We start from the raw sequence: 26,501 nt of genomic DNA, 5'->3' as shown, positions 1-26,501 counted from the left end.
GAAGCGCTGCAAGGCGTTGAGCTAACCGGTACTAATGGCCCGTGAGGCTTGACCATATAACACCCAAGCGGTCTGCCGATGGCGACCGACAGCCGGATACGACGAGACGTAGCGTCAGCATGATTCATAAGTTTTTCGCCTGACGACCATAGCGTGCGGGAACCACCTGATCCCATGCCGAACTCAGCAGTGAAACCGCTCAGCGCCGATGGTAGTGTGGGGCCTCCCCATGCGAGAGTAGGTCATCGTCAGGCACTTATTCAGAAACCCCGGCCCTTGGTCGGGGTTTCGTCGTTGTTGGGGGCCTCCCCGTGGAGAGTCCCGGGATGCCGGCCACCGGACACCCGGCGCAATCATCGTCAGGCACCTATTCAGAAAAAACCCCGAGTTCACCAGAGCTCGGGGTTTTTCATGTGCGTCGGCTAAACGGATGCCGAGCCAGGGCCTCCCCATGGAGAGTCGGCGGTGATCAGCGCCACGTGATGGACCCTGGCGAGGGGCAGTCGAGGTTGTTCCCTGACCCTGGGCGGCCCTAGCGGCACAGGCTCTCGAGCGCCTCGACGAGGCTGTCCATCTCGTCATCGGTACCGATGGAGATCCGCAGGTGGTCGCGCAGTACGTCGGTATTGAAATGGCGTACCAGTACGCCGCGCTCGCGCAGGCCAACGAAGAGCTGGGCGGCATCAAGCTCCGGATGGCTGACCAGCACGAAGTTGGACTGCGAGGGTAGCACCTGAAAGCCCAGGGCCTCGAGTCGCCCCCGGGTGCGTTCGCGGGTGGTGATCACCGCCTCGCGACAGGCCTCGAAGTGCTCGCGGTCTGCCAGGGAGGCGATGCCCAGGGCGCTGGCCAGGCTGTCGACGGGGTAGGAGTTGAAGGAGTCCTTGACCCGCTCGAGCCCCTCGATCAGCTCGCGGGAGCCCACCGCATAGCCGAGCCGCAGGCCGGCCAGGCTGCGCGACTTGGAGAAGGTGCCGGTGACCAGCAGGTTGGGGAAGCGCTCGACCAGCGGGACGGCACTCTCGCCGCCGAAGTCCACGTAGGCCTCGTCGACCAGCACCACCGCGGCGGAGACCCGCTCGAGCAGTCCGGCGATGGCCTCGCGCCCGTGGCCATGGCCGGTGGGAGCATTGGGATTGGCGAAGATCACCCCGCCGGCATCCTGGCCGAAGGCATCGAGGTCGACGCGCCACTCGGCGTCCAGGGGGTGGGTGCGGCGCTCGACGCCATAGAGACGGCAGTAGACCGGATAGAAGCTGTAGGAAATGTTCGGCATCTCCAGCGGGCGTGGCTGGCGGAAGAAGGCCTGGAACGCCAGGGCGAGGACCTCGTCGGAGCCGTTGCCGACGAACACCTGCTCTGTCGTCACCCCGAGTTCCTCCGCCAGGGCCTCGCGCAGGGCGCGGGACTGCGGGTCCGGATAGAGTCGCAGGTGATCGGCGGAAAACTCGCGCAGCGCGGCCTCGACGCCGGGTGCCGGCGGGTAGGGGTTCTCGTTGGTGTTCAGCTTGATCAGGCGCTCGCGGGGCTGCTCGCCGGGGATATAGGGGGTCAGCTCGCGAACGGCGGGGCTCCAGAACTTGCTCATGGTCACTCGCTCGGGGGGATTGGACTTTGGTCATGGTGACCCGAGCGGCGTGACCGCGCAAGCCGCGGCCATGCTAGTCTCGGGGCCGCTATCGATCATTCGCTGCCTACGGACCCGTGCAATGACCGCCCAGATCCTCGCCACCCTGCTGCCCGTCTTCCTGATCGCCGGCTGCGGGACCCTCTACGGCCGCTTTCGCACCCCAGACATCCGTGGCCTGAACACCCTCAACATGGAGCTCTTCGTGCCCATGCTGGTGTTCGCCGTGCTCGCCGACCGCCAGGCGCCCCTGGCGGACTACGCGAGCCTGGCCCTGGCGGGGGCCGTGGTGGTGCTGGGCTCGGGGCTCGTGCTCTGGCCGGTGGCGAAGTGGCTGAGGCTCGAGACCAAGACCTTCCTGCCGCCGATGATGTTCAACAACTCCGGCAACATGGGGATCCCCCTGCTGGTGCTGGCCTTCGGCGAGAAGGCCCTGCCGGCGGCGGTGGTGCTGTTCATCATCGAGATGCTGCTGCACTTCTCGGTGGGGCTCTACATGCTCAGCCCGCATACGCCGCTGTGGCGGCTGCTGCGCATGCCCATCGTGCTGGCGAGCCTGGCGGGCCTCGCCGTCAACCTGGGCGGTGTGCCTCTGCCGGGCTGGTTCCTGGAGGCGCTGCACATGCTGGGCGGGGTCTGTATCCCGCTGATGCTCTTCGCCCTGGGCGTTAGGATGCTGGATATCGACTTTGGCGACTGGAAGACGGGGCTGCTCGGGGCGGTACTCTGTCCGCTCTCTGGACTGGTGCTTGCCGTGCCGCTGATCTGGTGGCTCGACCTGTCGGGCCTGCAGGCGGCGGCCCTGTGGGTGTTTGCCGCCCTGCCGCCGGCCGTGTTGAACTACCTGGTGGCCGAGCAGTATCGCCAGGAGCCCCATAAGGTGGCCTCGCTGGTGCTGATCGGTAACCTGGGCAGCCTGGTGGTCATGCCGCTGGTGCTGGCACTGATCTTCACCCATGTCTATCCGCTGGCCTGACGCATGGCGGGGAGGCTGTCCGCTGAGGACACGAGAGGTTATGCTGTCTATCAGGCTGCCGTGCTTAACGGCGTCATGCCCATTGGTTAGGAGGACACAAATGCAAATCAGGACCTTGCTGGCCGGCACAGCCCTGGCCGCCCTGTTGGCCGGCTGCGCCGCCGGACCCACCGACCAGGCCGCTGCCCCGGAGATGGAAGCGACAACGGCGACCTACCAGGGAACGCTGCCATGCCGCAACTGCGACGGTATCGACCTGAACGTGACCCTGAACGGCGAGGAGCAGAGTGCCGTCGAGGAACGCACCTTCGACCTCGAGGCCTCCTACCGGGAGCACCCGCAGAACCCGCCGGACGAGAACTACGCAGGCAACTGGGAGGTCCTCGAGGGGACCGAGCAGGATCCCACCGCCACCGTCTACGAGCTGACCCCCGATGGCGAAGGGCAGACCTACTACTTCCTGCGCGTCGATCAACAGACGCTGGAACTGATCGACCCCAACCTGCGTCGTTTCCAGAACAGCGAGATGCTGCAGCTCAAGCGCCTGTAAACGTCTGAATGCGCGGTAACGGGGCGGCCTCAGGGTCGCCCCTCGTCGTTGCGGGCATGCCATCTGCACGCGGCCCGTGGCGGGTAGAGTGATGGCCCTGACCGTGGGAGAGAGTGCCGCATGGCCAAAGCGAAGAGCGCCTTCGTCTGCACCGAGTGTGGTGCCGAGTACCGCAAGTGGCAGGGGCAGTGCAGCAGCTGCCAGGAGTGGAACACCTTGAGCGAGGTCCGTCTCTCGGCGGCGCGGCCCGTTGCCGCCGCGGGGGCCTCCGCGACCGCGCGCGGCGGCTATGCCGGCGGTCTGTCCCGCGAGGTGGTCGACCTGTCCAGCGTCGACCTCAGCGAGGTACCCAGGCTCTCTTCCACCTTCGCGGAGTTCGACCGGGTGCTGGGCGGTGGCCTGGTGCCGGGCTCGGCGGTGCTGCTCGGGGGGCATCCCGGGGCCGGCAAGTCGACCCTGCTGCTGCAGACCGCCTGCAAGCTGGCCCAGACCCGCCGGGTGGTCTATGTGACCGGTGAGGAGTCGCTCTCCCAGGTGGCGATGCGCGCCCACCGCCTGCAGCTGCCGGTGCAGGGCCTGAAGATGCTGGCCGAGACCAGCATCGAGACCATCCTCGCCGTGGCCGAGCGCGAGCGCCCCGAGATACTCGTCATCGACTCCATCCAGACCATGCACCTGGAGGATATCGCTTCGGCGCCGGGCGGCGTGGCCCAGGTGCGCGAGTCCGCCGCGGCCCTGACTCGCTTCGCCAAGCAGAGCAATACCGTGTTGATGCTGGTGGGTCACGTCACCAAGGACGGCACCCTGGCCGGCCCCAAGGTGCTGGAGCACATGATCGATGCCTCATTGCTGCTCGAGGGCGGGGCGGACTCGCGCTTCCGCACCCTGCGCGGCCAGAAGAACCGCTTCGGCGCGGTCAACGAGCTTGGCGTGTTCGCCATGCTCGAGCATGGCCTCAAGGAGGTGAAGAATCCCAGCGCCATCTTCCTCTCGCGCAACGAGGAGCAGAGTGCCGGCAGCCTGGTGATGGTGGTCTGGGAGGGTACCCGGCCGATCCTCGTCGAGGTCCAGGCACTGCTCGACGAGTCGGCGCTGGGCAACCCGCGCCGCGTCGCCGTGGGCCTCGACCAGAACCGCCTGGCCATGCTGCTGGCGGTGCTGCATCGCCATGGCGGGCTGTTCACCGGGGACCAGGACGTCTTCCTCAACGTGGTCGGCGGGGTCAAGGTGCTGGAAACCAGCGCCGACCTTGCGGTGCTGCTGGCGGTGGTCTCCAGCCTGCAGAACCGGCCGCTTCCCCGCGAGCTGGTGGTGTTCGGCGAGGTGGGGCTCTCCGGCGAGATCCGCCCGGTGCCCAGTGGCCAGGAGCGCATCGTCGAGGCGGCCAAGCACGGCTTCAAGCGTGCCATCGTGCCCCGCGGCAATGCCCCCAAGCGCTCGCCCGAGGGCATGGAGGTGGTCGCCGTGGACAAGCTCGCCGAGGCCCTGGACGCCCTCTAGGCCCCCCACTCTGATGTAGAATGCGGGTAGTGAATGCCAAGGAGAACGAGATGAGCGCCATCCGCCTGACCCAGTACAGCCACGGCGCCGGCTGCGGCTGCAAGATCGCCCCCGACGTGCTCGACAGTATTCTTGCCAAGGCCGGCCCCGGGGCCAGCCACTCGCGGCTGATCGTCGGCAACCAGGGGCGCGAGGATGCCGCCGTCTACGACCTGGACGACGGTCGCGGCATGATCGCCACCACCGACTTCTTCATGCCCATCGTGGATGATCCTTTCGACTTCGGCCGCATCGCGGCGATCAATGCCATCAGCGACGTCTATGCCATGGGCGGCAAGCCGGTGCTGGCACTCGGCATCCTCGGCTGGCCGCTGGAGACGCTCGGCGCCGAGGTCGCCGGCGACGTGGTGGCCGGTGCCCAGGCGGTGTGCCGCGAGCTCGGCGTGGCGCTTGCCGGCGGCCACTCCATCGACGCCCCCGAGCCGATCTTCGGCCTGGCGGTCAACGGCCTTGTCGACCTCGAGCATCTAAAGCTCAACAAGGGCGCCAAGCCCGGTGACCTGCTGTTCCTCACCAAGCCGCTGGGGGTGGGCCTGCTGACCACGGCCGAGAAGCAGGGGTTGATCGAGCCCGGCCACCAGGGCCTGGCGCGGGAGACCATGCTCAAGTCCAATGCCATCGGCATGGAGCTTGCCAAGGTCAAGGGCGTGCATGCCATGACTGACGTCACCGGCTTCGGCCTGGCCGGCCATCTCGCCGAGATCTGCACGGCCAGTGGCGTGGCCGCCCGGGTCAACTTCCGCCGCCTGCCGCGGCTCGCCGAGGCCGAGGCCTACCGCCGCCAGGGCGCGGTGCCCGGCGGCACCAAGCGCAACCGCGAGGCGCTGGGCGAGAGCCTGCCGGCGATGGACGAGGCCCACTGGCAGTGGCTCTGCGACCCGCAGACCTCCGGTGGGCTGCTGCTTTCGGTGCACCCCTCCTGGGAAGACGATGTGGAGCGCATCGGCCGCGACCATGGCATCAAGCTCGTGCCCTTCGGCGAAGTCGTCAAGGCCAGCGGGCCGGCGCTGATCGAGGTGCGTGGATGAGCCTGCCGCTGGTCGAGCCGGATCTCGCGCTGCTGCGGGAAGGGCGTGTGCTGATCGATGTCCGGGCGCCGGTGGAGTTCGCCCAGGGCGCCCTGCCCGGGGCGGTCAACCTGCCGCTGATGGATGACGAGGAGCGCCACCTCGTGGGGATCGCCTACAAGGCGCATGGCCAGGACGCGGCCATCGCCCTGGGTGAGCGGCTGGTCAGCGGCGGCCTCAAGGCGGCGCGGGTCGCCGCCTGGCAGCGGCTCCTTGTGGCGCATCCCGACGCCATCATCTACTGCTTTCGCGGCGGGCTGCGCTCCCAGGTTGCCCAGCAGTGGCTGGCGGATGCCGGCGCCCTGCGCCCGCGTATCCGCGGTGGCTGGAAGGCGATGCGCCAGGCCCTCTGCGCGCGCATCGACGCCGCGGCCGAGCAGCCGCTGATGGTGGTGGGCGGCCTCACCGGCTGTGCCAAGACGCCGTTGATCCTGGCGCTGGACAATGGCCTCGACCTGGAGGGCTGCGCGCGGCACAAGGGCTCGGCCTTCGGGCGCCACCCGTTACCGGCGCCCAGCCAGATCGACTTCGAACACGCCATGGGGCGGCGCCTGCTGGAGCTGCCCGGGCCGCTGGTGGTGGAAGACGAGTCGCGGCGCATCGGGGCGGCCAACATCCCGCTGCGCTTCTGGGAGGGCATGGTGCCGGCGCCGCGCATCCGCATCGAGATGCCGCTGGACTGGCGGCTGGCACAGATCCGCAAGGACTACATCGACGACCTGTGGGAGGTCCATCGTCGTCAGTTCGGCGACTGGCTGGGTTGGGCGCTGATGCGCAAGCAGCTCACCACTGCCCTGGGTCGGCTGAGGAAGCGTCTGGGCAGCGAGCGCCTGGCGCGCCTGCAGCGCCTCCAGGCGCTGGCCTTCCGCGAGCATGAGCGCGGCAACCGCCAGGCCCATGAGGCCTGGTTGGCCCCGCTGCTGACCGAATACTACGACCCGCTCTATCGCCACCAGCTGGAGAAGCACCCCGAGCGCCACTTCCTCCACGTGGGCGACTGGGAGAGCTGCCTGCAGGTCGCCAGGGAGTGGTCCGCCGAGGCGCGTCAGGCCGGCCGTCCGCAGCGTCAGCAGACGGCTTGAGCCGTCACGCCCGAGTGGTGCTGCCCAACCACTGGCTGAGCAGGCGGTCGAGCAGCGGAGCCAGCCGGTCGAAGCGCCTCGGGTCCTCGAGCATTGCCGCCCGGTCCTGGGCATGGGGGCTGGTCTCGCTGCCCTCGGGCGCCGGCTGATGGTCGAGCAGGGCGGTGACGCTTGCGGCGGTGGCCTCCAGATGGCAGAGCATCCCGACTACCCGGCCGCCGTCCCAGGTGAAGCCCTGCAGCGGGCTGGCCTCGCTGCGGCCCAGCGCCAGGGCATAGTCGGGCAGCGCGAATACCTCGCGGTGCCACATGAAGGCCTCGAAACTTTCGGGCAGGTCGACGGTGCTCAGCGGGGCGAGGTCCACGCGATGCCAGCCGGTCTCGGCGACGGTGCCGCGGGCCACCGCCGCCCCCAGCGCCTCGGCGATCAGCCGGGCGCCGAAGCCGACCCCCAGCAGCGGCTTGTTGGCGTCCAGCGCCTGGTGGATCAGCTTGCGCTCGCCCCTGAGCCAGGGACACTGGCCATCCTCGAGGCTGCCCTCGGGGCCGTCGAGCACGATCAGCGCATCGCCATCGGCCAGCCGCGGCGGCAGCTCCCCCGCGTCGAGGTGGAAGACGGTGTGACTGTGCCCCATGCTGGAAAGCCAGTCGGCGATGCGGGCCGGTCCCTGGTGGGGGCTGTGCTGGAGAAGGTGAACGTGCATGCGGGCCTCGCCTTGATGGGAATGCCGAGTGACGGACGGGACGGAGCGCAAGGGTACATGAAGCCGGAGCTGCGGGAACAGATACTGACCATCCTCGCCGAGATCCCGTCCGGCCGGGTGACCACCTACGGTCGCATCGCCGCGATGACCGATGGCGCCACCCCGCGCCTGGTGGCCCGGGCCCTGCGCGAGCTGCCCGCCGGCCACGGCCTGCCCTGGTTCCGGGTCATCACCGCCTCCCGCAAGCTGGCCGACCATTCCGGGGCCGAGGAGCAGCGCCGGCGGCTGGTCGCCGAGGGTGTGCTCTTCGATCCCCGTGGGCGTATAGCGAAAGAGCGCCTCTGGCCCTGAGACAACCCTGAACCCAAGGAGACTCCATGAGCGGCTTCTTCCAGCGCTTGCAGCAGCTCGACCCGCGACGCCAGCGGGCCTTCATGGCGGCGCTGTGCGAGCGCCTGCTGCCCAACTACCGCCTCTATGCCGATACCACCGGCCAGGGTGACCCGCATGGCATGAGGGTGATCCTGGACCTGGTCTGGGAGCAGCTGGCAGTGAAGGAGGCGCGCATCGACTTCGACCGCCAGGCCGAGAAGCTCGCCGAGCTGGAGCCCCCCGCCGAGGACGACAGCTTCGGGGCGCGGCGCGCCCTGGAGGCGGTGGTGGCCCTCTCGGCGCTGCTCGACACCCTGCGCGGCGAGGCCCCCGAGGCGGTGCTGGAGGTCAGCAGGACCTCACGCAGCGGGGTGCGCGCCTATATCGAGCTCACCGAGGGCGAGGAGGACGCTGCACGGCTGGGCGAGCTGGTCCGCGGCCATCCGCTGATGGCGGACGAGAACGACTTCCAGGACGCGGTGCTCGAGGCGGTGGAGGCGGGCCCGCTGGATCGCGAGGCGCTCAAGTCGCTGCGCCGGCTGGGGCGCAACGACGGCATCAGCAATCTGGGTCTCTCCCCGGAGTAGGGGGAGTGGCTCAGAAACGCCATCCCGCCGTGATCATCATGCCGGCAGTGCCGAAGACGATCAGGTCTGTCTCGACCCGCCTCCAGCGTGCCCCCAGCGTGGGCAGGAATGCCGGGGCCACGCCCAGATGATTGAACGGGATCTTGTCGCGATACTCCCCGCGGTAGCCGTGCAGCAGCCCGGCCGTGAGTTTTGCGCGGAAGCTGACATCGCCCGCTTGCCAGAAAGGGAACTCGCGGCCCGCATAAAGATAGTGGGACTCCTGGCTGAAGGAATTCCTGAAGCGGGCTCCTCCGGCGAACCACCGGTCGGGCGTGTGCCACTCCAGGCTAATCAGCCTCTGATCGTTGGTATGATCAGGGTCGTTGCTGAAGTGGGTCGTGTAGAGACCGGCCTGCAGCAGCACATGGTCTAATGTAAGCCGGGGTGGCCAATCAAGATGCTCCCACCAGCCTTCAACTGTCTCCGCCTGGGAGGCAGCCGGCTCCAGCAGTAGCGCCGCCGGTAGGAGGGCGGCGCCTAAGCGCGTTCGCAGTGACATCCAGGTTGCATCGAAGTCTCTCAGAGCCGCATCTCGATCCCCCGCTCGGCCATGTAGCGCTTGGCCTCGGGGATGGTGTACTCGCCGAAGTGGAAGATGCTGGCCGCCAGCACCGCGTCGGCACCGCCCTCGATGACGCCCTCGACCAGATGGTCGAGGGTGCCGACCCCGCCGGAGGCGATCACCGGCACGCTCACCGCGTCCGAGATGGCGCGGGTCATGCCCAGGTCGAAGCCGACCTTGGTGCCGTCGCGGTCCATGCTGGTCAGCAGCAGTTCGCCGGCACCGTAGGCCACCATCTTCTTCGCCCACTCCACGGCATCCAGCCCGGTGGGGCGGCGCCCGCCATGGGTGAAGATCTCCCAGCGGTCCGGCTCGCCTTCCGCGGAGACCTTCTTGGCGTCGATGGCCACCACGATGCACTGGCTGCCGAAGCGCTCGGCGGCCTCGTGCACGAAGTCGGGGTTGGTCACCGCGGCGGTGTTGATCGACACCTTGTCGGCGCCGGCGTTGAGCATGGTGCGGATGTCGTCGCAGGTGCGGATGCCGCCACCCACGGTGAGCGGAATGAACACCTCGCCGGCGATGCGCTCGACCATCTCCACCGTGGTGTCGCGGTTCTCGTGGCTCGCCGTGATGTCGAGGAAGGTGATCTCGTCGGCGCCCTGCTGGTTGTAGCGCTGGGCGATCTCCACCGGGTCACCGGCGTCGCGGATGCCGATGAAGTTGACGCCCTTGACCACGCGGCCGGCGTCGACGTCCAGGCACGGAATGATGCGCTTGGCGAGTCCCATGGATCAGCTCCCCTTCTGGCTGAGTTCGTCGCAGAGCCGCTGCGCCTCGGCCACGTCGAGGCTGCCCTCGTAGATGGCTCGCCCGGTGATGGCGCCCAGGATTCCGGGTTCGCCGGCCGTGACCAGGGCGCGCAGGTCGTCGAGGTCGGTCACCCCGCCGGAGGCGATCACCGGCAGGCCCCCCTCGCGGGCAAGCGCCGCGGTGGCCTCGACGTTGACGCCGGACATCATGCCGTCGCGGGCGATGTCGGTATAGACGATGCTGGAGACGCCGTCGTCGGCGAAGCGCTTGGCGAGCTCGGTGGCCTCCACCGTCGAGACCTCGGCCCAGCCGTCGGTGGCCACGAAGCCATCCCGGGCGTCCAGGCCAACGATCACGTGGCCGGGGAAGGCCCGGCACATCTCGCCGACGAAGGCCGGTTCCTTGACCGCCTTGGTGCCGATGATCACGTAGGAGACCCCGGCCTCGAGGTAATGCTCGATGGTCTCGGCGCTGCGGATGCCGCCGCCGATCTGGATCGGCAGGTCGGGCCAGGCGCGGGCGATGGCGGTGACCGCCTCACCGTTGACCGGCGTGCCCTCGAAGGCGCCGTTGAGGTCGACCAGGTGCAGGCGACGGGCGCCGGCCTCGACCCAGCGGGCGGCCATGGCCACCGGGTCGTCGCCGTAGGTGGTGGCGTCGTCCATGCGGCCCTGCTTGAGGCGGACGCACTTGCCGTCCTTGAGGTCGATGGCGGGAATTACCAGCATGTGGGGATCCTTTCGGCGCCGCTCAGGGCGTCCATTGAACGAAGTTTTCCAGCAGCTTGAGGCCGGCCCGGGAGCTCTTCTCCGGATGGAACTGCACGGCGAAGGTGGCATCGCGGCCGATGGCCACGTGGGCATTCACCCGCCCGTAGTCGGTGGTCCCGAACACCGTGGCGTCGTCGGCGGCGTCGACATAGTAGCTGTGCACGAAGTAGAAGTGCTCGTCCTGGTCGATGCCGGCCCACAGGGGGTGTTCGTGGTGCTGGTGCACCAGGTTCCAGCCCATGTGGGGCACCTTGAGACGGTTGTCCCGGTCATCGCGCATGTCGGTCGGGAACTTCCTCACCTCGCCGCGCAGGAAGCCCAGGCAGCTGATGCCGCCGTTCTCCTCACTGTGGTCGAGCAGCATCTGCTGGCCGACGCAGATGCCCAGCAGCGGCTTGGCCTGGCGGGCGAGCAATTCCTCGACCAGGCCACGCAGCTCGGTCTTCTCGAGCTCACCCATGCAATCGCGGATGGCGCCCTGGCCGGGCAGTACCAGGCGGGTGGCGCCGCGGATGCGACGGGCATCCCGCGTCACGATCACGTTCTCGTGGGTGACGTGTTCCAGTGCCTTGGCGACGGAATGCAGGTTGCCCATCCCGTAGTCGATGACGGCAATGGTCATGAAGCGCTCCTCGTGTGATCGTTCGGCGGCCTCAGAGGCTACCCTTGGTAGACGGCATCTGGCCGGCCATGCGCGGATCCGGCGCCACGGCCATGCGCAGCGCGCGGCCGAAGGCCTTGAAGATGGTCTCCGCCTGGTGGTGGGCGTTGAAGCCCTTCAGGTTGTCGATATGCAGGGTCACCCGGGCATGGTTGACGAAGCCCTGGAAGAACTCCCAGAACAGCTGGGTATCCAGGCGGCCGATGCTGGCGCGGGTGAACTCGACGTCCATGTAAAGCCCCGGGCGGCCGGAGAAGTCCACCACCACCCGCGACAGGGCCTCGTCCAGGGGCACGTAGGCATGGCCGTAGCGGTAGATGCCGCGCTTGTCGCCGATCGCCTGGTGGAAGGCCTGGCCCAGGGTGATGCCGAGGTCCTCGACGGTATGGTGGTCATCGATATGCAGGTCGCCCACCGCCTCGATGTCGAGGTCGATCAGGCCGTGGCGGGCCACCTGGTCGAGCATGTGGTCGAGGAAGGGCACGCCGGTCTCGCAGGCCAGGCGCCCCTCGCCGTCGAGATTGATGGTCACCGTGATCTGGGTTTCCCGGGTGTTCCGGGTGACCGTGGCGATACGCTCGGACATGTCGGGTCTCCAGCGCCGGGGCGCGTGTCGAGAGGGGCCGGTGACGGCCACCGGCCAGCAAGGCGGAAGGGCGCCGGGTGCTGTGTCTGGCGCCGCGAGCCTGCCATTATAGTGAATCGCCTGCCCCATCCGCTACAATGCGGGCCATTACAGTGGTGGCGACCCCGCCGCCCCGGCTCAAGGAGAACCACGCATGCCGGTGACCCTTCAACAGGTCGACCAGGCCACCTGGGAAGCGGATGCCCAGATACGCCTCGACCTCGCGCGCATCTACGCCGACGCTCCCGCCGAGCGCCTGCCGCTGCCCGTCGATGACTTCATACGTGACCACCTCGCGAGTGGCCACCTCTTCAGCTGTGCCCGCTTCAACGACCGGCTGCTGGGCGCCGTGGCGGTGAAAACCGACCAGGATGCCTGGTGGCTGTCGAACCTCTGCGTGCGCAGCACGACCCGGCGTCGCGGCGTCGGCTCACGGCTGCTGGCGCTGGTCAGCGAGACCGCCCATGCCGAGGGTCGCCGCCTCTTTGCCGACTCCTCCCAGCTGCCGGTGGCCGACCAGATGCTGCTTTCCCGGCTGGGCTACCGGCTCACCAAGGACGGCGACTACTTCGAGCTCGACCTGCTACCACGGGGAGGACAGCAATGAAGCGCCTGTTGCGGACCCTGCTCGCCGCCATCGGCGTGCTCGGCCTGGTGATGGTCGGCGCCGTGGTCTATGTCACCACCTTCTTCGACCCCAACGACCTCAAGCCGCGGCTGGTCGAGGTGGTGCGCGAATACAGCGGGCTGGAGCTGAGCCTGGATGGCGCCCTCTCCTGGTCCTTCTATCCCCGCCTGGGGGTGGGTGTGGAGAAGGCCGAGGCCCGCCTGCCCGACCAGGCGGACGACTCGACACCCTTCGCCGCCTTCTCCCACGCCGAGGTCAGCCTCGCCTTCACGCCGCTGCTGCGCGGCGAGATCGCCATCGACGGCCTGACCCTCGACGGCCTCTACCTCGACCTCAAGCGCGACGAGCAGGGAGAAGGCAACTGGGAGGTGCTGCTCGAGCGGTTGGGCGAGAGCAGCGAGGAGGCCGAGGCCGCCCTGGCCCCGGCCAGCGCCGGGCCCGACCCCGACATCGACACCGGCCTTACCGTCGCGCTCAACGTCGCCAGCGTGCAGGTCCGGGACGGTGAGGTGCGCTTCCGCGATGCCCTGGGCGACCGCGAATTGCTCTTCGAGAAGGTCCAGGTCAGCGGCAGTAACGTCAATCCCGGGCAGGCCTTCCCGGTCGCATCCTCCTTCCGGCTGACGGGCTACCAGGGCCTCGATGGGCGACGGCAGGAGCGGGAGGCACGCCTGGTCAGCGAGGTCGCCCTGAAGGGCCGGGTGGCGCTGGGCCTGGCGGAGGGCCGGCACGTGCTGGAGGGGCTGAGCCTGGAGACGGTCAACCGCCTCGCCGGTCTGGAGAGTGAACAGAAGGTCAACCTCAAGGGTGGCCAGCTGGTGGTGAACGCCGGCGAGGGCAGCCTGCAGCTGGAGGAGGGGCAACTCGACGCCAGCCTCAAGCATCCGCACCTGGGCGAGAAGGTGCTGCCGCTGTCGCTGGCCTTCACCCTCGACGCCGACCTCGACGAGCAGAGCGCTCGCCTGCGCGACCTGGCGCTCACCGGCCCCGACGGCCTGGAGCTCAAGGGCAACCTCAACCTCAGCAACCTCGCCGAGACGCCGGCCTACACCGGCCAGCTGCGCCTGGCGCCGCTCTCGCTGCGGCCCTGGCTGGCGCGGCTCGACATGATGCCGGCCATGGCCAACGGCGAGGCGCTCTCCGACGTGGCGTTGACCAGCCCCGTCAGCGGCGATCTCGAACGCTTCGAGTTCGCCGGCCTGACCCTGGTGCTGGATGGCAGCACCTTCACCGGCCGGCTTGCGGGGCAGTACGGTGGCGAGTTGCTCGCCGCCGACCTGCAGGGCGACCGGCTCGACCTGGACGGCTACCTGCCGCCTCCGGGGGTGGAGGACGACGGTGCCTCGCTGTGGCGCCTGCCGGGCATCCGCCGTGCCCATGCCGCCGAGTCGGAGGGGCTGGTGCCGACGCAGTGGCTGTCCGCGCTCACGCTCGATGCCCACCTGGCCCTCGGCGAGCTGCGCCTGGCGGGGCTGGACTTCCAGGACGTCGACCTGACCCTCGAGGGGCGCGACGGGCGCCATCGCCTGGTCGCCTTTGAGTCGCGCTTCCACGATGGCCACCTGGCCGCCGACGGCGTCCTCGACCTGCGCGAGACCCCGGCCCGCTGGCAGCTGGCGCCGAAGGTCGAGCGCGTGCGCCTGGAGTCGCTGCTCGAGGCCCTCGGCAACGAGCCCGCGCCCCTGAGCGGCCGCTTCAGCGGCGAAGGCGAGCTCACTACCCGCGGCAACACCCTGATGGAACTCAGGCGCCACCTGGGCGGCAGCCTCGCCACTCGCATCGAGGAGGGCGCGATCCCCGGCGTCAACATCTCCCGGGAGCTGTGTACCACGGCCGCCGCCCTGCAGGGTGAGCAGCTCGACCGCGAGTGGCGCGACGAGACCCGTTTCGAGCGCATCCGTGCCACCCTGAAGCTGGACGAGGGCAGCGCCAGGAGTGACGACCTGCTGGTCACGCTGCCCGGCATGGAGGTGGGCGGCAAGGGCGAGCTGGACCTGGTCAGCGAGCAGTTCGATCTGCGTGCCGCGGTTCGCCTGGTCAATGCCGAGAACGCCCCCTGCGAGGTCAACCGGCGCCTGGAGCGGGTACCGCTGCCGGTGCGCTGCGAGGGGCAGCTGGGCGGTGACCGTGCCGAATGGTGCCGCCTCGACCGCCAGGCCTTCCAGGGCACCCTGGCCGAGCTGCTGCGCGACGAGGCCTCGCAGCGTGCCGGCGAGGAGGTCGAGAAGCGCCTCGAGGGTGCCGCCGAGAAGATCGACGAGCGCATCGGCGAGGAGGCCGGCAAGGAACTTCGCGATGCCCTGAAGGGTCTATTCGATTGAGCAACACGTACCACCAGTCCCTGCGCCGACTTCCCCAGTCGGCGCTTTTTTGTTCGCAGTGAGAGCCCCATGACGGACATGCCGCCAGCCATCCTGCCGCCGGAGCGCTTCCAGCAGCGCCTGCTCGCCTGGTTCGACGCGCACGGTCGCCACGACCTGCCCTGGCAGCAGGAACGCAACCCCTACCGGGTGTGGGTCTCGGAGATCATGTTGCAGCAGACCCAGGTGGCCACGGTGATCCCCTACTTCGAGCGCTTCATGGCGCGCTTCCCCGACGTGGCGTCGCTGGCGGCGGCCGGCCAGGACGAGGTGCTGCACCTGTGGACCGGGCTGGGCTACTACGCTCGGGGGCGCAACCTCCACAAGGCCGCCCGGGTGGTGGTCGATGAGCATGGCGGGGAGTTTCCCGTCCACAGCCTCGACGAGATGGCGGCGCTGCCCGGCATCGGCCGCTCCACGGCCGGGGCGATCATCGCCCAGAGCACCGGGCGGCGCGCGGTGATCCTCGATGGCAACGTCAAGCGGGTCCTGACGCGCCTGCACGCCGTGGAGGGCTGGCCGGGACGGCCGGCGGTAGAGCGCCGGCTGTGGGCCCTGGCCGAGCACTACACGCCCGACGAGCGGCTGGTCGACTTCACCCAGGCGATGATGGACCTGGGCGCGACCCTCTGCCGGCGCGGCAGCCCCGACTGTGGTCGCTGCCCCTTCGAGGCGGTCTGCGTGGCCCACGCCCGCGGCGAGGAGAAACGCTTCCCCGAGTCCAAGCCGAGGAAGGCCCTGCCCACGCGCACCACCGTCATGCTGCTCCTGCAGGACGGGGAGGGGCGCGTGCTGCTCGAGCAGCGCCCCTCCAGCGGCCTGTGGGGCGGGCTCTGGAGCCTGCCCCAGTTCGACGATGCCGAGGCGCTGCAGGCCTGGCTGGACGCCCGGGCGCCGGGCAGCGAGCTCGAGCCCGCCTGGACGCCCTTCATTCATGTCTTCAGCCACTTCCGCCTCGAGATCACCCCGCAGCCGGCCCGCATCGGCCGGCTGGACGCGGTGGACGAGGCGCGCTGCTGGTACGATCCCTCTGATCCCCCCAGCATCGGCCTGGCGGCACCGGTCAAGGCGTTGCTGGCGTCCCTGGCGCCCTTCGCGCTGACCACCACCGCCGGGCCCTGACACCCGCACGAGGAGAGACCCCGATGAGCCAGACCGTCTTCTGCCGCAAGTACCAGAAGGAAATGGACGCCCTGCCGTTCCCGCCGCTGCCCGGCAAGAAGGGCCAGGAGATCCAGGCCAGCGTCTCCCGCCAGGCCTGGGAGGAGTGGCAGGCGCTGCAGACCCGCCTGATCAACGAGAAGCACCTCAACATGCTCGATGCCGCCTCGCGGGAGTACCTGATGGAGCAGATGGAACGCTTCCTCGACAATCGCGAGACCGACCAGGCCGAGGGCTATGTTCCCCGGGGCGAGTAGCCCTCGCGTGTCGCCGATCCCCGGCCATCTTTCTGAAACGGAAGGGGTTGACGGAAACGGCCCGCTGGGGTTTAATACGCACCGTTGGCAGCGGCCAGATAGCTCAGTCGGTAGAGCAGGGGATTGAAAATCCCCGTGTCGGCGGTTCGATTCCGTCTCTGGCCACCAATCTGCTGGGGTATAGCCAAGTGGTAAGGCACCGGTTTTTGGTATCGGCATTCCCAGGTTCGAATCCTGGTACCCCAGCCACGCCAACCCTGTTTCCGATTCTGTGACTCGAGTCGGTTCCCGAGCCGGCATAGCTCAGTTGGTAGAGCAACTGACTTGTAATCAGTAGGTCGCGGGTTCGACTCCTGCTGCCGGCACCATCAAGAAATCGGGTATATCAACGAGTTGCAGTATATGAAGGCCGCCCACCGAGGCGGTTTTTTCGTTGCCCTTGAAACCCCCGAGGGCGTCACCATATGGCACCGTGCGGCTCCTTCACTGGGGTCGCCCGCGGCTGTCCTGCCGTTGGAACGGTTCGAACTGAGACTGATCACGGAGTCACAGGAGGTGATTGGATGTCAGTGCAGACATCGTCCTATCGCACGCTGGAACAGGCTGACCTCAACGCCGTCGTCGATTCTCCAGACCCCCAGAGCCGCGTGCGTACCGCACCGCGCCCGGGCGAGGATCCATATCCCACGCGCCTCGCCGAGCCATTCGACATGCCTTGGTTCAACCGCCGCGAGCCGGTGGTCAAGGGGCGTGCCGAGGAAGGGCCACTGAGCCAGGCGCAGCTCGATGCGTTCGAGCGCCAGGGGTTCCTCTTCGAGCCCGGCTTCATCACTGGCGACGAGCTCGCCGAGCTGCGCCGGGAACTCGCGGCCTTGCTCGACAACGACGACTTCCGCGACCGCGACTTCAGCATCACCGAGCCCCAGGGCAACGAGATCCGCTCGCTGTTCGCCGTCCATTTACTGTCGCGCGTCTTCTCGCGCCTGGCACATGACGAGCGCCTGATGGGCCGCGCCCGCCAGATCCTCGGCGGGGAGGCCTATGTCCACCAATCGCGCATCAACTACAAGCCGGGCTTCGAGGGCAAGGGCTTCAGCTGGCACTCGGACTTCGAGACCTGGCACGCCGAGGACGGCATGCCGGCCATGCATGCGCTGAGCGCCTCCCTCGTGCTCACCGACAACCACCACTTCAACGGGCCGCTGATGCTGGTGCCGGGCTCCCACCGAGTCTTCGTGCCCTGCCTCGGCGAGACCCCGGACGAGAACCACAGGCAGTCGCTCAAGCAGCAGGAGGTCGGGGTGCCGGGCCGCGAGGCGCTGCGTGCGCTGATCGATCGGCACGGCATCGAGTCGCCAACCGGTGCGGCGGGCGGCCTGTTGCTGTTCGACTGCAACGTGCTGCATGGCTCCAATGCCAACATGTCGCCGGACCCGCGCAGCAACGCCTTCTTCGTCTACAATCGCCTCGACAACCGCTGTCTGGCACCCTTCGGGGCGAGCCGCCGGCGCCCGCGCTTCCTGGCCCACGAGCCGGGCGAGCGCTGGTCGCCCGAGGGACCCATCTGAGCGGCCGGCCACGCCGGTACGCTGGACCCAGGGTGTCGCTGGCGTAGACTGAAGGGCTTGTCGCCTGACCGCGGCGGCGACCACCAGAAGGAGAACAACCGCCATGCGTTTCGTGCCCCATTTCACCGATGGCCAGCCGTTTCCCGAGCCATTGGGCAAGATCGTCTGCGTCGGCCGCAACTATGCCGACCATGCCCGGGAACTGGACAACCCGGTGCCCAGCGAACCCCTGCTCTTCATCAAGCCGGCGACGGCTGCCGTCCCGCTGGAGCAGCCGATCGACGCACCCTTCTCACGGGGTGAGGTGCATTACGAGACGGAGCTGGCGCTGCTGATCGGTGAGGAGCTCTCCAACGTCACGGCCGACGAGGCCGAGCGGGGTATCGTCGGCATCGGGCTGGCCCTGGACCTGACCCTGCGTGACGTCCAGTCGCGCCTCAAGGAGAAGGGCCATCCCTGGGAGATCGCCAAGGCCTTCGACGGCGCCTGCCCGCTGTCGTCCTTCCTGCCGCTCTCCCAGGTGCCCAACTGGAGCGGGGTCTCCTTCACCCTGGAGGTGGACGGCGAGCCGCGCCAGCGCGGCGAGGGGGCGGACATGCTCTTCCCGGTGGCGACCCTGGTGGCGGAGATGAGCCGCCACTTCACCCTGCAGCCGGGCGACGTGGTGCTGACCGGCACCCCGGCCGGTGTGGGGCCGCTGAAGCGTGGCACGACACTGCACTTCACCCTCACCGGGGGGATGGAGGTCACCACCCGCGTAGTGGAGTAGTCGGCACCGCGCCCGCCCCCAACGACGACGCCCTGCAGTTCATGGCTGCGGGGCGTCGTCGCGTTCCGGGCAGAGCGCCCTCACTCCAGGTAGGTATAGCCGTCCAGGCCATCCGAGAGGTCGTCGAGGAAGGCCTGCTGCTCGGCCCGTTCCAGGCCGCTGCGCGCGAGCTGTTCGGCCAGCCGCTCGCGCAGCGCGGCGACGTCGAAGTTGACATAGCCGAGCACGTCGGCGACCCGGTCCCCCTGCTGGATCTGGCTGATCGACCAGCGGCCGTTGCCGTCCAGGGCCGCGTCCGCCGAATCGGTGTCGCCGAACAGGTTGTGCAGGTCGCCGAGGATCTCCTGGTAGGCCCCCACCATGAAGAAGCCCAGCAGCTTCTCGTCGCCTTCCTGCCACTCGGGCAGCGGCAGGGTGGTCTCCACGCCCTGGCCGTCCACGTAGCCGTCGATGCGCCCGTCCGAGTCGCAGGTGATGTCCTGGATGACGCCGCGGCGTACCGGCTCGTGGTCAAGGCCGGTGAGCGGCAGCACCGGGAAGATCTGCTGGATGCCCCAGACGTCGGGCACCGACTGGAACAGCGAGAAGTTGACGAACAGCTTGTCGGCGAGCTTCTCGGCCAGCTCGTCGTCGATCTCGCGGTGGGCGCGGTTGCGGTTATCGAGCCGTGCTCGCAGCCGGGTGCAGGCGGCGAAGTAGACGCCCTCGCCCTCGGCCCGGGCGGTGATGTCAGTGAGGCCCATCACGAAGCGCTCGTGGAGCTCGCCCATGGCCTGCACCAGGTCGTGCCAGGCCTCCACCAGGCCGCGTGGCTCGGCCTGCTCGTGCAGCAGGTCATGGACGCGCCACAGCTCTTCGACCTGGGGGTCGCCCTCGACCCGGCGCGGGGGCGCCTCGTCGCTGATACGCTCCTCGCCGATCACGTTGGTGATCAGCACCGCGTGGTGGGCGGTGAGTGCCCGGCCCGACTCGCTGATCAGGTGGGGTTGGGGCAGGTCGAACTCCTGGCAGGCCAGGCGGAAGGCGTACACCACGTTGCGGGCGTACTCCAGCATCGAGTAGTTGGCGGAACAGAAGCTGCGCGAGCGGGTGCCCTCGTAGTCGACGCCGAGGCCACCGCCCACGTCCACGGTGTCCACCGGCGCGCCCAGTTCCACCAGGCTCTGGTAGAAGCGCGCGCACTCGCGCAGGCCGCGCTGGATGTCGCGGATATTGGCGATCTGCGAGCCCAGGTGGAAGTGCACCAGCTGCAGGCTGGCCAGGGCATCGGCCTCGCGCAGCTGCTCCACCACCGCCAGCACCTGGCTGGCGGTGAGGCCGAACTTGGATTTCTCGCCGCCGGTATTCTGCCAACGGCCGCGCCCCACGGTGGCCAGGCGGGCACGCAGGCCGATGCGTGGCGTGACGCCGATGCGCTCGGCCTCCTCGAGGATCAGCGGCAGCTCCGAGAGCTTCTCCACCACCAGGTAGACCCGGTGGCCGAGCTTCTCGCCCATCAGCGCCAGGCGCACGTACTCGCGGTCCTTGTAGCCGTTGCAGACGATCAGCGAGGAGCCATCGCCGGAGAGTGCCAGCACGGCGAGCAGTTCCGGCTTGCTGCCGGCCTCGAGTCCCACCCGGCCATGGCCGCGCTCCTGGGTGCCGAGGATCTCCTCCACCACCCGGCGCTGCTGGTTGACCTTGATCGGGTAGACGGCGGTGTAGCCGCCGCCGAACTCCTCCTCCTGCATGGCGGTATCGAAGGCGGCGCAGAGCTGCTCGACCCGGTCGTGGAGGATGTCGGTGAAGCGCACCAGCACCGGCAGGCGCAGTCCGGCCTGGCGCAGCTCGGCCACCAGGTCGTCCAGCGGCAGGGCCGGGCCCACGGCCTCGCTGCCCAGCGGGCGCACCAGGGCGTGGCCGCTGTCGTCGACGTCGAAGTAGCCGCTGCCCCACTGGTCGATGTTCCAGGTGCGCCGCGCGCGCTGTGCCGGTCCGGCGGCATGGCTCTTCGACAGGCTCATTCGCTCACCTCGGGCAGTGGCAGGGCGCCGTGTTCCAGGCGCGCCTTGAGGATGGTAAGAAACTGATCGGGGTCGTGGGGCGTGAGGTCGTGGGCCGGCGGGTCCACATAGACCACCAGCAGCCGCGACAGCCAGTAGCGCAGGGCAGTCAGGCGCAACATCATCGGCCAGGCGTCGCGCTCGGCGGGAGTCAGCGGCCGGCGTGCCAGGTAGGCGGCGAGGATGGCATCGTGGCGCTCGGCATCCAGGCGGCCGTCGGAGCCGGTGGCCCAGTCGTTGATGACGATGGCCAGGTCGAACAGCAGGTCACCGGTGCAGCCGTTGTAGAAGTCGATCAGCCCGCCCAGGCGGTCACCGTCGAAGAGGGTGTTGTCGCGGAACAGGTCGCCATGCAGCGCGCCCTGGGGCAGTGCCGGGGCGTCGCCGAAGAAACCCTGGTAGATCTCCACCTCGTCCTTCATCAGCGCCTGGTCCTGCGGCGAGAGGTAGACCAGCACCTTGTGGTGCATGGGCAGCAGCCAGTGCAGGTCCCGCGGGTTGGGACGGTGGCCCGGGAAGTGACGGGAGACCACGTGCATGCGCCCGAGGGTGTCGCCGAGCTCGCGGCACTGGGCCAGGTTCGGGGCGAGCGGGGACTTGCCGGGCAGCTTCGGGAACAGCAGCGCCGGCTTGTCGGCCAGGGTGTGCAGGGCAACACCGTCGCGGTCGTGCAGCGGGCCCGGCACCGGCAGGCGGTGCTCGTCCAGGTAGTCGAGCAACTCGACGAAGAAGGGCAGCTCCTCGTGCTCGCCCTGCTCGAAGAGGGTCAGCACCAGCTCGCGCCGGTCGGTGGTGACGAAGAAGGTGGTGTTCTCGGTGCCGGCGGGCACGCCTTCGAGGGAGACGAGCGAGCCGGCGTCGAAGCGGCTGAGGAACTCGGCGACCTGAGGTTCGGTAAGCGGTGTGAATACAGCCATGTGTCTCTCGCCCGGGAAATGCCAAGCCGCCTATTGTAGCGACTTGGCACACCGATGCACGCGCCCCGGTCGCAGCGCTTGCCCTGCCGGGGCCGGGAGTCGGAAGCGGGGTCTCAGCGGGCTCAGAAGGTCTTCAGTACCCACTGGGGAACGGCGATGCGGTCGCCCTCCCGGCGCTCGAAGTCGCCGTCGCCGTCGTGGTCGACGAGAAAGTAGGAGGGGCCGGAGGAGGGGCGGATCTCGATGGCATAGAGCTCGCCGTTGACGCGGTACTCGCGGATGGTGCGCTCCTCCTCCTGACGGATGGTGATGTCCGGCTCGAGGTCGGCGGAGGACTGCGCCAGGGCGCTGCCAACGCTGAACACGGCCAGGGCGAGCGCCAGCAGCAGGGCAGTGATCGAGCGTCTCGGGAACTTCTTCATGATGACCTCCAGGGCCGCACGGGGCGGGGAAGCAGGGATACCCCCAGTGTAGGGGCTAGTGGCCGCTCGGCCTACCACCCGCGGCAAAAGGCGGCGGCAATGCGTATCATGGATGACCAGGATCACCTCACGCCACGCTTCAATGGATGCCCTACATGGCCGATACACCCATCGTTCTCGTCGACGGTTCCTCCTATCTGTACCGCGCCTTCCACGCCCTGCCGCCCCTGACCACCTCCGACGGCCAGCCCACCGGGGCGATCAAGGGCGTGCTCAACATGCTCAAGCGGCTGATCAAGGACTATCCCGACAGTCCCATGGCAGTGGTCTTCGACGCCCCGGGCAAGACCTTCCGCGACGAGCTGTTCGAGCAGTACAAGTCCCATCGGCCGCCGATGCCCGATGACCTGCGTTCCCAGGTGCAGCCGCTGCACGACTGCGTGAGGGCGCTGGGCCTGCCGCTGCTGTGCATCGAGGGGGTGGAGGCCGACGACGTCATCGGCACCCTGGCCCGCCAGGCCACCGAGGCCGGCCGCGATGCGGTGATCTCCACCGGCGACAAGGACATGGCCCAGCTGGTCAACGACCACATCACGCTGGTCAACACCATGAAGGACGAGACCCTGGACGTCGACGGCGTGAAGGAGAAGTTCGGCCTGCCGCCGGCGCTGATCATCGACTTCCTGGCGCTGATGGGCGACAAGGTCGACAACATCCCCGGCGTGCCGGGGGTCGGCGAGAAGACGGCGCTGGGGCTGCTGCAGGGCATGGACGGCGGGCTCGAGACCCTCTATGCCGACCTGGAGAAGGTCAAGGAGCTCGGCTTCCGCGGCGCCAAGACCCTGCCGAAGAAGCTCGAGGAGCACCGCGACCAGGCCTTCCTCTCCTACCAGCTCGCCACCATCAAGACCGACTGCGAGCTGCCGGTGGGACTCGATGACCTGGACATCGCCCATCCCGATCGCGAGGCGCTGCTCGAGCTCTATCGCCGGCTGGAGTTCCGGGCCTGGCTCTCCGAACTGCTCGAGGGCAAGGACGAGGGGGTCGACGATGCGGCGGGCGGCACGCCGGTGCCGGATGAGCCGGCGTCTGACGCGGAGAGCCGTGCCGCCCGCGAGGACCATGTCATCCTCGCGCAGGCCGACTTCGACGCCTGGCTCGAGCGGCTGACGGCGAGCGACACCTTCTGCTTCGACCTGGAGACCACCAGCCTCAACTACATGGAGGCGCAGGTGGTCGGCGTGGGGCTCGCGCTTGCGCCCGGGGAGGCCGCCTATATCCCGCTGGCCCATGACTATCTCGATGCCCCCGAGCAGCTCGACCGCGAGGCGGTGCTCGAGGCCCTGCGCCCGCTCTGGGAGGGCGACGGCCGGATCAAGGTCGGCCAGAACCTCAAGTATGACATCTCGGTGCTGGCCAACGTCGGCATCGCGGTGGCCGGGCCGCTGGAGGACACCATGCTGGAGTCCTATGTGCTCGACTCCACGGCGACCCGCCACGACATGGACTCCCTGGCGCTCAAGTACCTGGGCGAGAAGACCGTCTCCTTCGAGGAGATCGCCGGCAAGGGCGCCAAGCAGCTCACCTTCAACCAGGTGGCCCTGGAGCAGGCTGCGCCCTACGCCTGCGAGGACGTCGACATCACCCTGCGCCTGCACCAGGAACTGCGGCCCCGCGTCGAGGCCGAGGGTCGGCTCGCCGAGGTGCTCGAGGAGATCGAGCTGCCGCTGATCCCGGTGCTGTCGCGCATGGAGCGCACCGGCGTGGCGCTGGACCCCGAGCGGCTGCACACGCAGAGCCGCGAGCTCGAGGCGCGCATCCGCGAGCTGGAGGCCAGGGCCTTCGAGCTCGCCGGTCGCGAGTTCAACCTCGGCTCCCCCAAGCAGCTCGGCCAGATCCTGTTCGAGGAGCAGAAGATCCCGGTGATCAAGAAGACCCCCAAGGGGGCGCCCTCCACCGCGGAGGCGGTGCTCGAGGAGCTGGCGCTGGACTACCCGCTGCCCAAGGTGATCATGGAGCACCGCGGACTCGCCAAGCTCAAGTCCACCTACACCGACAAGCTGCCGCGGCTGGTCAACAAGGCCACCGGGCGGCTGCATACCAGCTACCACCAGGCGGTGACCGCCACCGGGCGGCTGTCGTCGTCGGACCCCAACCTGCAGAACATCCCGATTCGTACCGAAGAGGGCAGGAAGATTCGGCAGGCCTTTATCGCCCGGCCCGGTTACCGCATCGTCGCCGCCGACTACTCGCAGATCGAACTGCGCATCATGGCCCATCTCTCCGGCGACAAGGGGTTGCTCGAGGCCTTCGCCGAGGGGCGCGACATCCACGCCGCCACCGCCGCCGAGGTGTTCGGGGTGGCGCTCTCCAGGGTCTCGCCCGACCAGCGCCGCAGTGCCAAGGCGATCAACTTCGGGCTGATCTACGGCATGAGCGCCTGGGGCCTGGGACGGCAGCTGCATATCGAGCGCGGCCAGGCGCAGACCTACATCGACCGCTACTTCGACCGCTACCCCGGCGTGGCCCGCTACATGGAGCGCATCCGTGCCCAGGCGGCCGAGGATGGCTACGTGGAGACGGTCTTCGGCCGGCGCCTCCACCTGCCGGAGATCCGCTCCCAGAACCGCGCCCGCCGCCAGGGCGCCGAGCGCACCGCCATCAATGCCCCCATGCAGGGCACCGCGGCGGACATCATCAAGCGCGCCATGATCGACGTCGATGCCTGGCTCGCGGGTAAGGACTTCGATGCGGTGATGGTGATGCAGGTCCACGACGAGCTGGTCTTCGAGGTGGCCGAGGACCAGGTCGAGGCCTTCATCGAGGAGGTGAAGGGGCGCATGGAGAGGGCCGCGAAGCTCGATGTGGCGCTGACCGTCGAGGCCGAGAGTGGGGCGAACTGGGACGAGGCGCACTGACGCGAGTCCTGTCCCACAACGCCAAGGCCCGCGGCGGATGCCGCGGGCCTGTTGTGAGCTTAGTAAGAAGGTTCTTATTTGCGTTGCGAGCGAAGAGAGGTCGGTCGCCGCCGGAACGCAGGAGCCGCAGTTTACACGCCAGTAAATGAGGACTCCGACCGGGCTGGCGCGCCAGTACCGCCGGCGGCCGAGATCTCGAGCGCAGCAGCAAATCAGGCCTTCTTAACGCCAGCCGGCGCGATCGAAGATCCTCACGGCCTCGGGGTTGTTCTCGCCCAGCACGCTGACGTTCAGGTCGTCCTTCTTGAAGTCGCCCCAGGAGGCGATGACGCCATCGGTCTCCACGGATTCCACGGCGGGGAACTCGTAGTTGCCGGTGGCGAAGAGGGCCTGGGCCTCGTCGGAGGCGAGAAACTCGAGGAAGCGCACGGCGTTCTCCTCGTTCGGCGCGCCCTTCACCACGCCGGCACCGCCGACGTTGACGTGCGCGCCGCGACCGTCCTGGTTGGGGAAGACGATCTCGACCTTCTCGGCCACCTCGCGGTCGGCCTCGTTGTCCGAGTTGACCAGGCGCACGTAGTAGTAGTGGTTGGCCAGGGCGATGTTGCACTCGCCGCTGGCGACGCCGCGGATCTGGTCGGTGTCGCCGCCCTCGGGATCACGTGCGAAGTTGTCGACCACCCCCTTGGCCCAGGCTTCCGCCTCTTCCTCGCCGTGGTGGGCGATCAGCGAGGCCAGCAGGGACTGGTTGTAGATGTTGTTCGAGGAGCGGATGCAGACCTGGCCCTCGAACTTCGGGTCCGCCAGATCCTCATAGCTTGTGATCTCGCCGGCATCGACCTCGGTGGGGTCGATGAAGATCGCCCGGACGCGCTGGCTGAAGCCGAACCACTTGCCTTCCGGATGGCGCATGTAGTCGGGCAGCCGCTCGTCGAGCACCTCCGACTCCACGCTGGCGAAGATGTCCTCCTGCTCGCCGCGCCACAGGCGGCCGGCATCCACGGTGATCATCACGTCGGCGGGACTGGCCTCGCCCTCCAGCTTGAGGCGCTGGATCAGCTGGTCGGAATCGCCCTCCAGGACGTTGACCTCGATGCCTGTCTGCTCGGTGAAGGCGGCATAGAGCGCCTCGTCGGAGTCGTAGTGGCGCGCCGAGTAGACATTGAGTTCCTCGGCAGCGACCTGGGAGGCCATGGCGGAGCCGGCCACCAGGGCGGCCAGGGGCATGGCGAGACGACGGTTCAGCGACATGGAGACACCTCGAGTTGTGGGATTGCGGTTTCGAATGATAATGCTTTGCATTACATTTACGTCATTGAAGCGCCTCCCGCCGGTCGCGTCAAGCCCCGCCGCCGCCGGGCTACCTGATCCAGGTCAGGGATCGCCCTCTCTTGACAGTCGCTGGAGCGAAATGCGAGCGATAGTACAACGCATTCAGGAGGCTTTCGCGTTACCATGCAGGCTATACCCTTCATCCGAATGGCCGCTCAGAACCCATGACTAGCCAACCGACGCTCCCGAT

General features: G+C 68.4%; 25 protein-coding genes, 3 tRNA genes and 1 rRNA gene. 18 read left to right on the top strand and 11 right to left on the bottom strand.

Translation table 11 applies throughout. From position 1 onward, the window contains the following. The first annotated feature begins 138 nt into the window (after positions 1-138). A 5S ribosomal RNA gene (gene rrf, locus M8009_RS17960) occupies positions 139-254 on the top strand. 278 nt (positions 255-532) lie between these two features. Here the strand turns inward: rrf and hisC are convergent. Further along, positions 533-1,588, bottom strand: coding sequence for a histidinol-phosphate transaminase (hisC, locus tag M8009_RS17955; RefSeq protein WP_250063697.1), 1,056 nt, complete (start codon positions 1,586-1,588; stop codon positions 533-535). 121 nt (positions 1,589-1,709) lie between these two features. Here hisC and M8009_RS17950 point away from each other — a divergent pair, with 121 nt between their 5' ends. The 5 genes from M8009_RS17950 (at position 1,710) to mnmH (ending at position 6,862) form a co-directional block, all read left to right on the top strand. Then, entirely contained in the window at positions 1,710-2,603 is an 894-nt protein-coding gene (locus M8009_RS17950; protein ID WP_250063695.1) for an AEC family transporter, read from the top strand. Between the two features lie 100 nt (positions 2,604-2,703). Next, positions 2,704-3,153 (top strand): copper resistance protein NlpE N-terminal domain-containing protein, encoded by a 450-nt coding sequence (locus M8009_RS17945; RefSeq protein ID WP_250063693.1) that lies wholly within the window; start codon positions 2,704-2,706, stop codon positions 3,151-3,153. A 120-nt stretch (positions 3,154-3,273) separates the two neighbouring features. After that, positions 3,274-4,653 (top strand): DNA repair protein RadA, encoded by a 1,380-nt coding sequence (gene radA, locus M8009_RS17940; RefSeq protein ID WP_250063691.1) that lies wholly within the window; start codon positions 3,274-3,276, stop codon positions 4,651-4,653. 50 nt (positions 4,654-4,703) lie between these two features. Beyond that, positions 4,704-5,741: a selenide, water dikinase SelD gene (gene selD / locus M8009_RS17935; RefSeq protein ID WP_250063689.1), complete on the top strand. Its 1,038-nt coding sequence runs from the start codon at positions 4,704-4,706 to the stop codon at positions 5,739-5,741. Next, positions 5,738-6,862: a tRNA 2-selenouridine(34) synthase MnmH gene (gene mnmH / locus M8009_RS17930; protein ID WP_250063687.1), complete on the top strand. Its 1,125-nt coding sequence runs from the start codon at positions 5,738-5,740 to the stop codon at positions 6,860-6,862. The genes selD and mnmH overlap by 4 nt, the downstream gene beginning before the upstream one ends. Positions 6,863-6,866: 4 nt before the next feature. On the opposite strand, the gene M8009_RS17925 is transcribed toward mnmH, so the two are convergent. Then, positions 6,867-7,565 carry a type 1 glutamine amidotransferase gene (locus M8009_RS17925; protein WP_250063685.1) on the bottom strand — a complete coding sequence of 233 codons (699 nt, stop codon included), beginning with the start codon at positions 7,563-7,565 and terminating at the stop codon, positions 6,867-6,869. A gap of 57 nt (positions 7,566-7,622) precedes the next feature. Here M8009_RS17925 and M8009_RS17920 point away from each other — a divergent pair, with 57 nt between their 5' ends. Together M8009_RS17920 and M8009_RS17915 are read left to right on the top strand one after the other, a co-directional pair. Beyond that, the gene (locus M8009_RS17920; RefSeq protein WP_250063683.1) at positions 7,623-7,916 is read left to right on the top strand and encodes an MGMT family protein; all 294 of its coding nucleotides are present in this window, start codon (positions 7,623-7,625) and stop codon (positions 7,914-7,916) included. A 26-nt stretch (positions 7,917-7,942) separates the two neighbouring features. Continuing rightward, positions 7,943-8,524 (top strand): YjaG family protein, encoded by a 582-nt coding sequence (locus M8009_RS17915; protein WP_250063681.1) that lies wholly within the window; start codon positions 7,943-7,945, stop codon positions 8,522-8,524. Between the two features lie 10 nt (positions 8,525-8,534). Here the strand turns inward: M8009_RS17915 and M8009_RS17910 are convergent, their stop codons facing one another. The 5 genes from M8009_RS17910 to hisB are packed head-to-tail and all read right to left on the bottom strand — an operon-like array spanning position 8,535 to position 11,898. Further along, positions 8,535-9,065 (bottom strand): hypothetical protein, encoded by a 531-nt coding sequence (locus tag M8009_RS17910; RefSeq protein WP_250063679.1) that lies wholly within the window; start codon positions 9,063-9,065, stop codon positions 8,535-8,537. A gap of 20 nt (positions 9,066-9,085) precedes the next feature. Then, on the bottom strand, positions 9,086-9,859 hold the full coding sequence (gene hisF, locus M8009_RS17905; RefSeq protein ID WP_250063677.1) for an imidazole glycerol phosphate synthase subunit HisF: 774 nt from the start codon (positions 9,857-9,859) through the stop codon (positions 9,086-9,088). Positions 9,860-9,862: 3 nt separating this feature from the next. Continuing rightward, on the bottom strand, positions 9,863-10,609 hold the full coding sequence (hisA, locus tag M8009_RS17900; RefSeq protein ID WP_250063676.1) for a 1-(5-phosphoribosyl)-5-[(5-phosphoribosylamino)methylideneamino]imidazole-4-carboxamide isomerase: 747 nt from the start codon (positions 10,607-10,609) through the stop codon (positions 9,863-9,865). 22 nt (positions 10,610-10,631) lie between these two features. Further along, the gene (gene hisH / locus M8009_RS17895; RefSeq protein ID WP_250063674.1) at positions 10,632-11,273 is read right to left on the bottom strand and encodes an imidazole glycerol phosphate synthase subunit HisH; all 642 of its coding nucleotides are present in this window, start codon (positions 11,271-11,273) and stop codon (positions 10,632-10,634) included. 31 nt (positions 11,274-11,304) lie between these two features. Beyond that, complete coding sequence (gene hisB / locus M8009_RS17890) at positions 11,305-11,898, bottom strand: imidazoleglycerol-phosphate dehydratase HisB (protein ID WP_250063672.1); 594 nt, start codon at positions 11,896-11,898, stop codon at positions 11,305-11,307. 193 nt (positions 11,899-12,091) lie between these two features. On the opposite strand from hisB, the gene M8009_RS17885 reads away from it, so the two are divergent. The 9 genes from M8009_RS17885 (at position 12,092) to M8009_RS17845 (ending at position 18,680) form a co-directional block, all read left to right on the top strand. Then, complete coding sequence (locus tag M8009_RS17885; protein WP_250063670.1) at positions 12,092-12,544, top strand: acetyl-CoA sensor PanZ family protein; 453 nt, start codon at positions 12,092-12,094, stop codon at positions 12,542-12,544. After that, the gene (locus tag M8009_RS17880) at positions 12,541-14,886 is read left to right on the top strand and encodes an AsmA family protein (protein WP_250063668.1); all 2,346 of its coding nucleotides are present in this window, start codon (positions 12,541-12,543) and stop codon (positions 14,884-14,886) included. The genes M8009_RS17885 and M8009_RS17880 overlap by 4 nt, the downstream gene beginning before the upstream one ends. A 69-nt stretch (positions 14,887-14,955) precedes the next feature. After that, the gene (mutY, locus tag M8009_RS17875; RefSeq protein ID WP_250063666.1) at positions 14,956-16,047 is read left to right on the top strand and encodes an A/G-specific adenine glycosylase; all 1,092 of its coding nucleotides are present in this window, start codon (positions 14,956-14,958) and stop codon (positions 16,045-16,047) included. Between the two features lie 23 nt (positions 16,048-16,070). Next, positions 16,071-16,343, top strand: coding sequence for an oxidative damage protection protein (locus tag M8009_RS17870; RefSeq protein ID WP_250063664.1), 273 nt, complete (start codon positions 16,071-16,073; stop codon positions 16,341-16,343). A 92-nt stretch (positions 16,344-16,435) separates the two neighbouring features. Beyond that, positions 16,436-16,511: transfer RNA gene (locus M8009_RS17865), tRNA-Phe, on the top strand. Between the two features lie 6 nt (positions 16,512-16,517). Then, a tRNA-Gln gene (locus M8009_RS17860) sits at positions 16,518-16,592 on the top strand. 43 nt (positions 16,593-16,635) lie between these two features. Further along, positions 16,636-16,711 (top strand) — tRNA-Thr (locus tag M8009_RS17855). A gap of 195 nt (positions 16,712-16,906) precedes the next feature. After that, positions 16,907-17,911 (top strand): ectoine hydroxylase, encoded by a 1,005-nt coding sequence (gene thpD, locus M8009_RS17850; protein WP_250063662.1) that lies wholly within the window; start codon positions 16,907-16,909, stop codon positions 17,909-17,911. A gap of 103 nt (positions 17,912-18,014) precedes the next feature. After that, complete coding sequence (locus tag M8009_RS17845) at positions 18,015-18,680, top strand: fumarylacetoacetate hydrolase family protein (RefSeq protein WP_250063660.1); 666 nt, start codon at positions 18,015-18,017, stop codon at positions 18,678-18,680. Positions 18,681-18,760: 80 nt separating this feature from the next. On the opposite strand, the gene speA is transcribed toward M8009_RS17845, so the two are convergent. From speA to M8009_RS17830, 3 genes are all read right to left on the bottom strand, one after another. Continuing rightward, positions 18,761-20,683, bottom strand: coding sequence for a biosynthetic arginine decarboxylase (gene speA, locus M8009_RS17840; RefSeq protein ID WP_250063658.1), 1,923 nt, complete (start codon positions 20,681-20,683; stop codon positions 18,761-18,763). Then, a complete protein-coding gene (locus M8009_RS17835; RefSeq protein ID WP_250063652.1) occupies positions 20,680-21,639 on the bottom strand; it encodes a homoserine kinase in 960 nt (319 codons plus the stop codon). Before M8009_RS17835 ends, speA begins: the two co-directional genes overlap by 4 nt. A gap of 122 nt (positions 21,640-21,761) precedes the next feature. Next, a complete protein-coding gene (locus tag M8009_RS17830) occupies positions 21,762-22,061 on the bottom strand; it encodes a DUF2782 domain-containing protein (RefSeq protein WP_250063650.1) in 300 nt (99 codons plus the stop codon). A 155-nt stretch (positions 22,062-22,216) separates the two neighbouring features. On the opposite strand from M8009_RS17830, the gene polA reads away from it, so the two are divergent. Continuing rightward, positions 22,217-24,979 (top strand): DNA polymerase I, encoded by a 2,763-nt coding sequence (polA, locus tag M8009_RS17825; protein WP_250063649.1) that lies wholly within the window; start codon positions 22,217-22,219, stop codon positions 24,977-24,979. A 222-nt stretch (positions 24,980-25,201) separates the two neighbouring features. Here the strand turns inward: polA and M8009_RS17820 are convergent, their stop codons facing one another. Further along, complete coding sequence (locus M8009_RS17820; RefSeq protein WP_250063647.1) at positions 25,202-26,230, bottom strand: Fe(3+) ABC transporter substrate-binding protein; 1,029 nt, start codon at positions 26,228-26,230, stop codon at positions 25,202-25,204. Between the last annotated feature and the right edge of the window lie 271 nt (positions 26,231-26,501).

Source organism: Halomonas gemina, from assembly GCF_023554995.1.
In the GTDB taxonomy this organism is placed as follows: domain Bacteria; phylum Pseudomonadota; class Gammaproteobacteria; order Pseudomonadales; family Halomonadaceae; genus Halomonas; species Halomonas gemina.
This window is presented reverse-complemented; position numbering and strand designations above follow the sequence as displayed.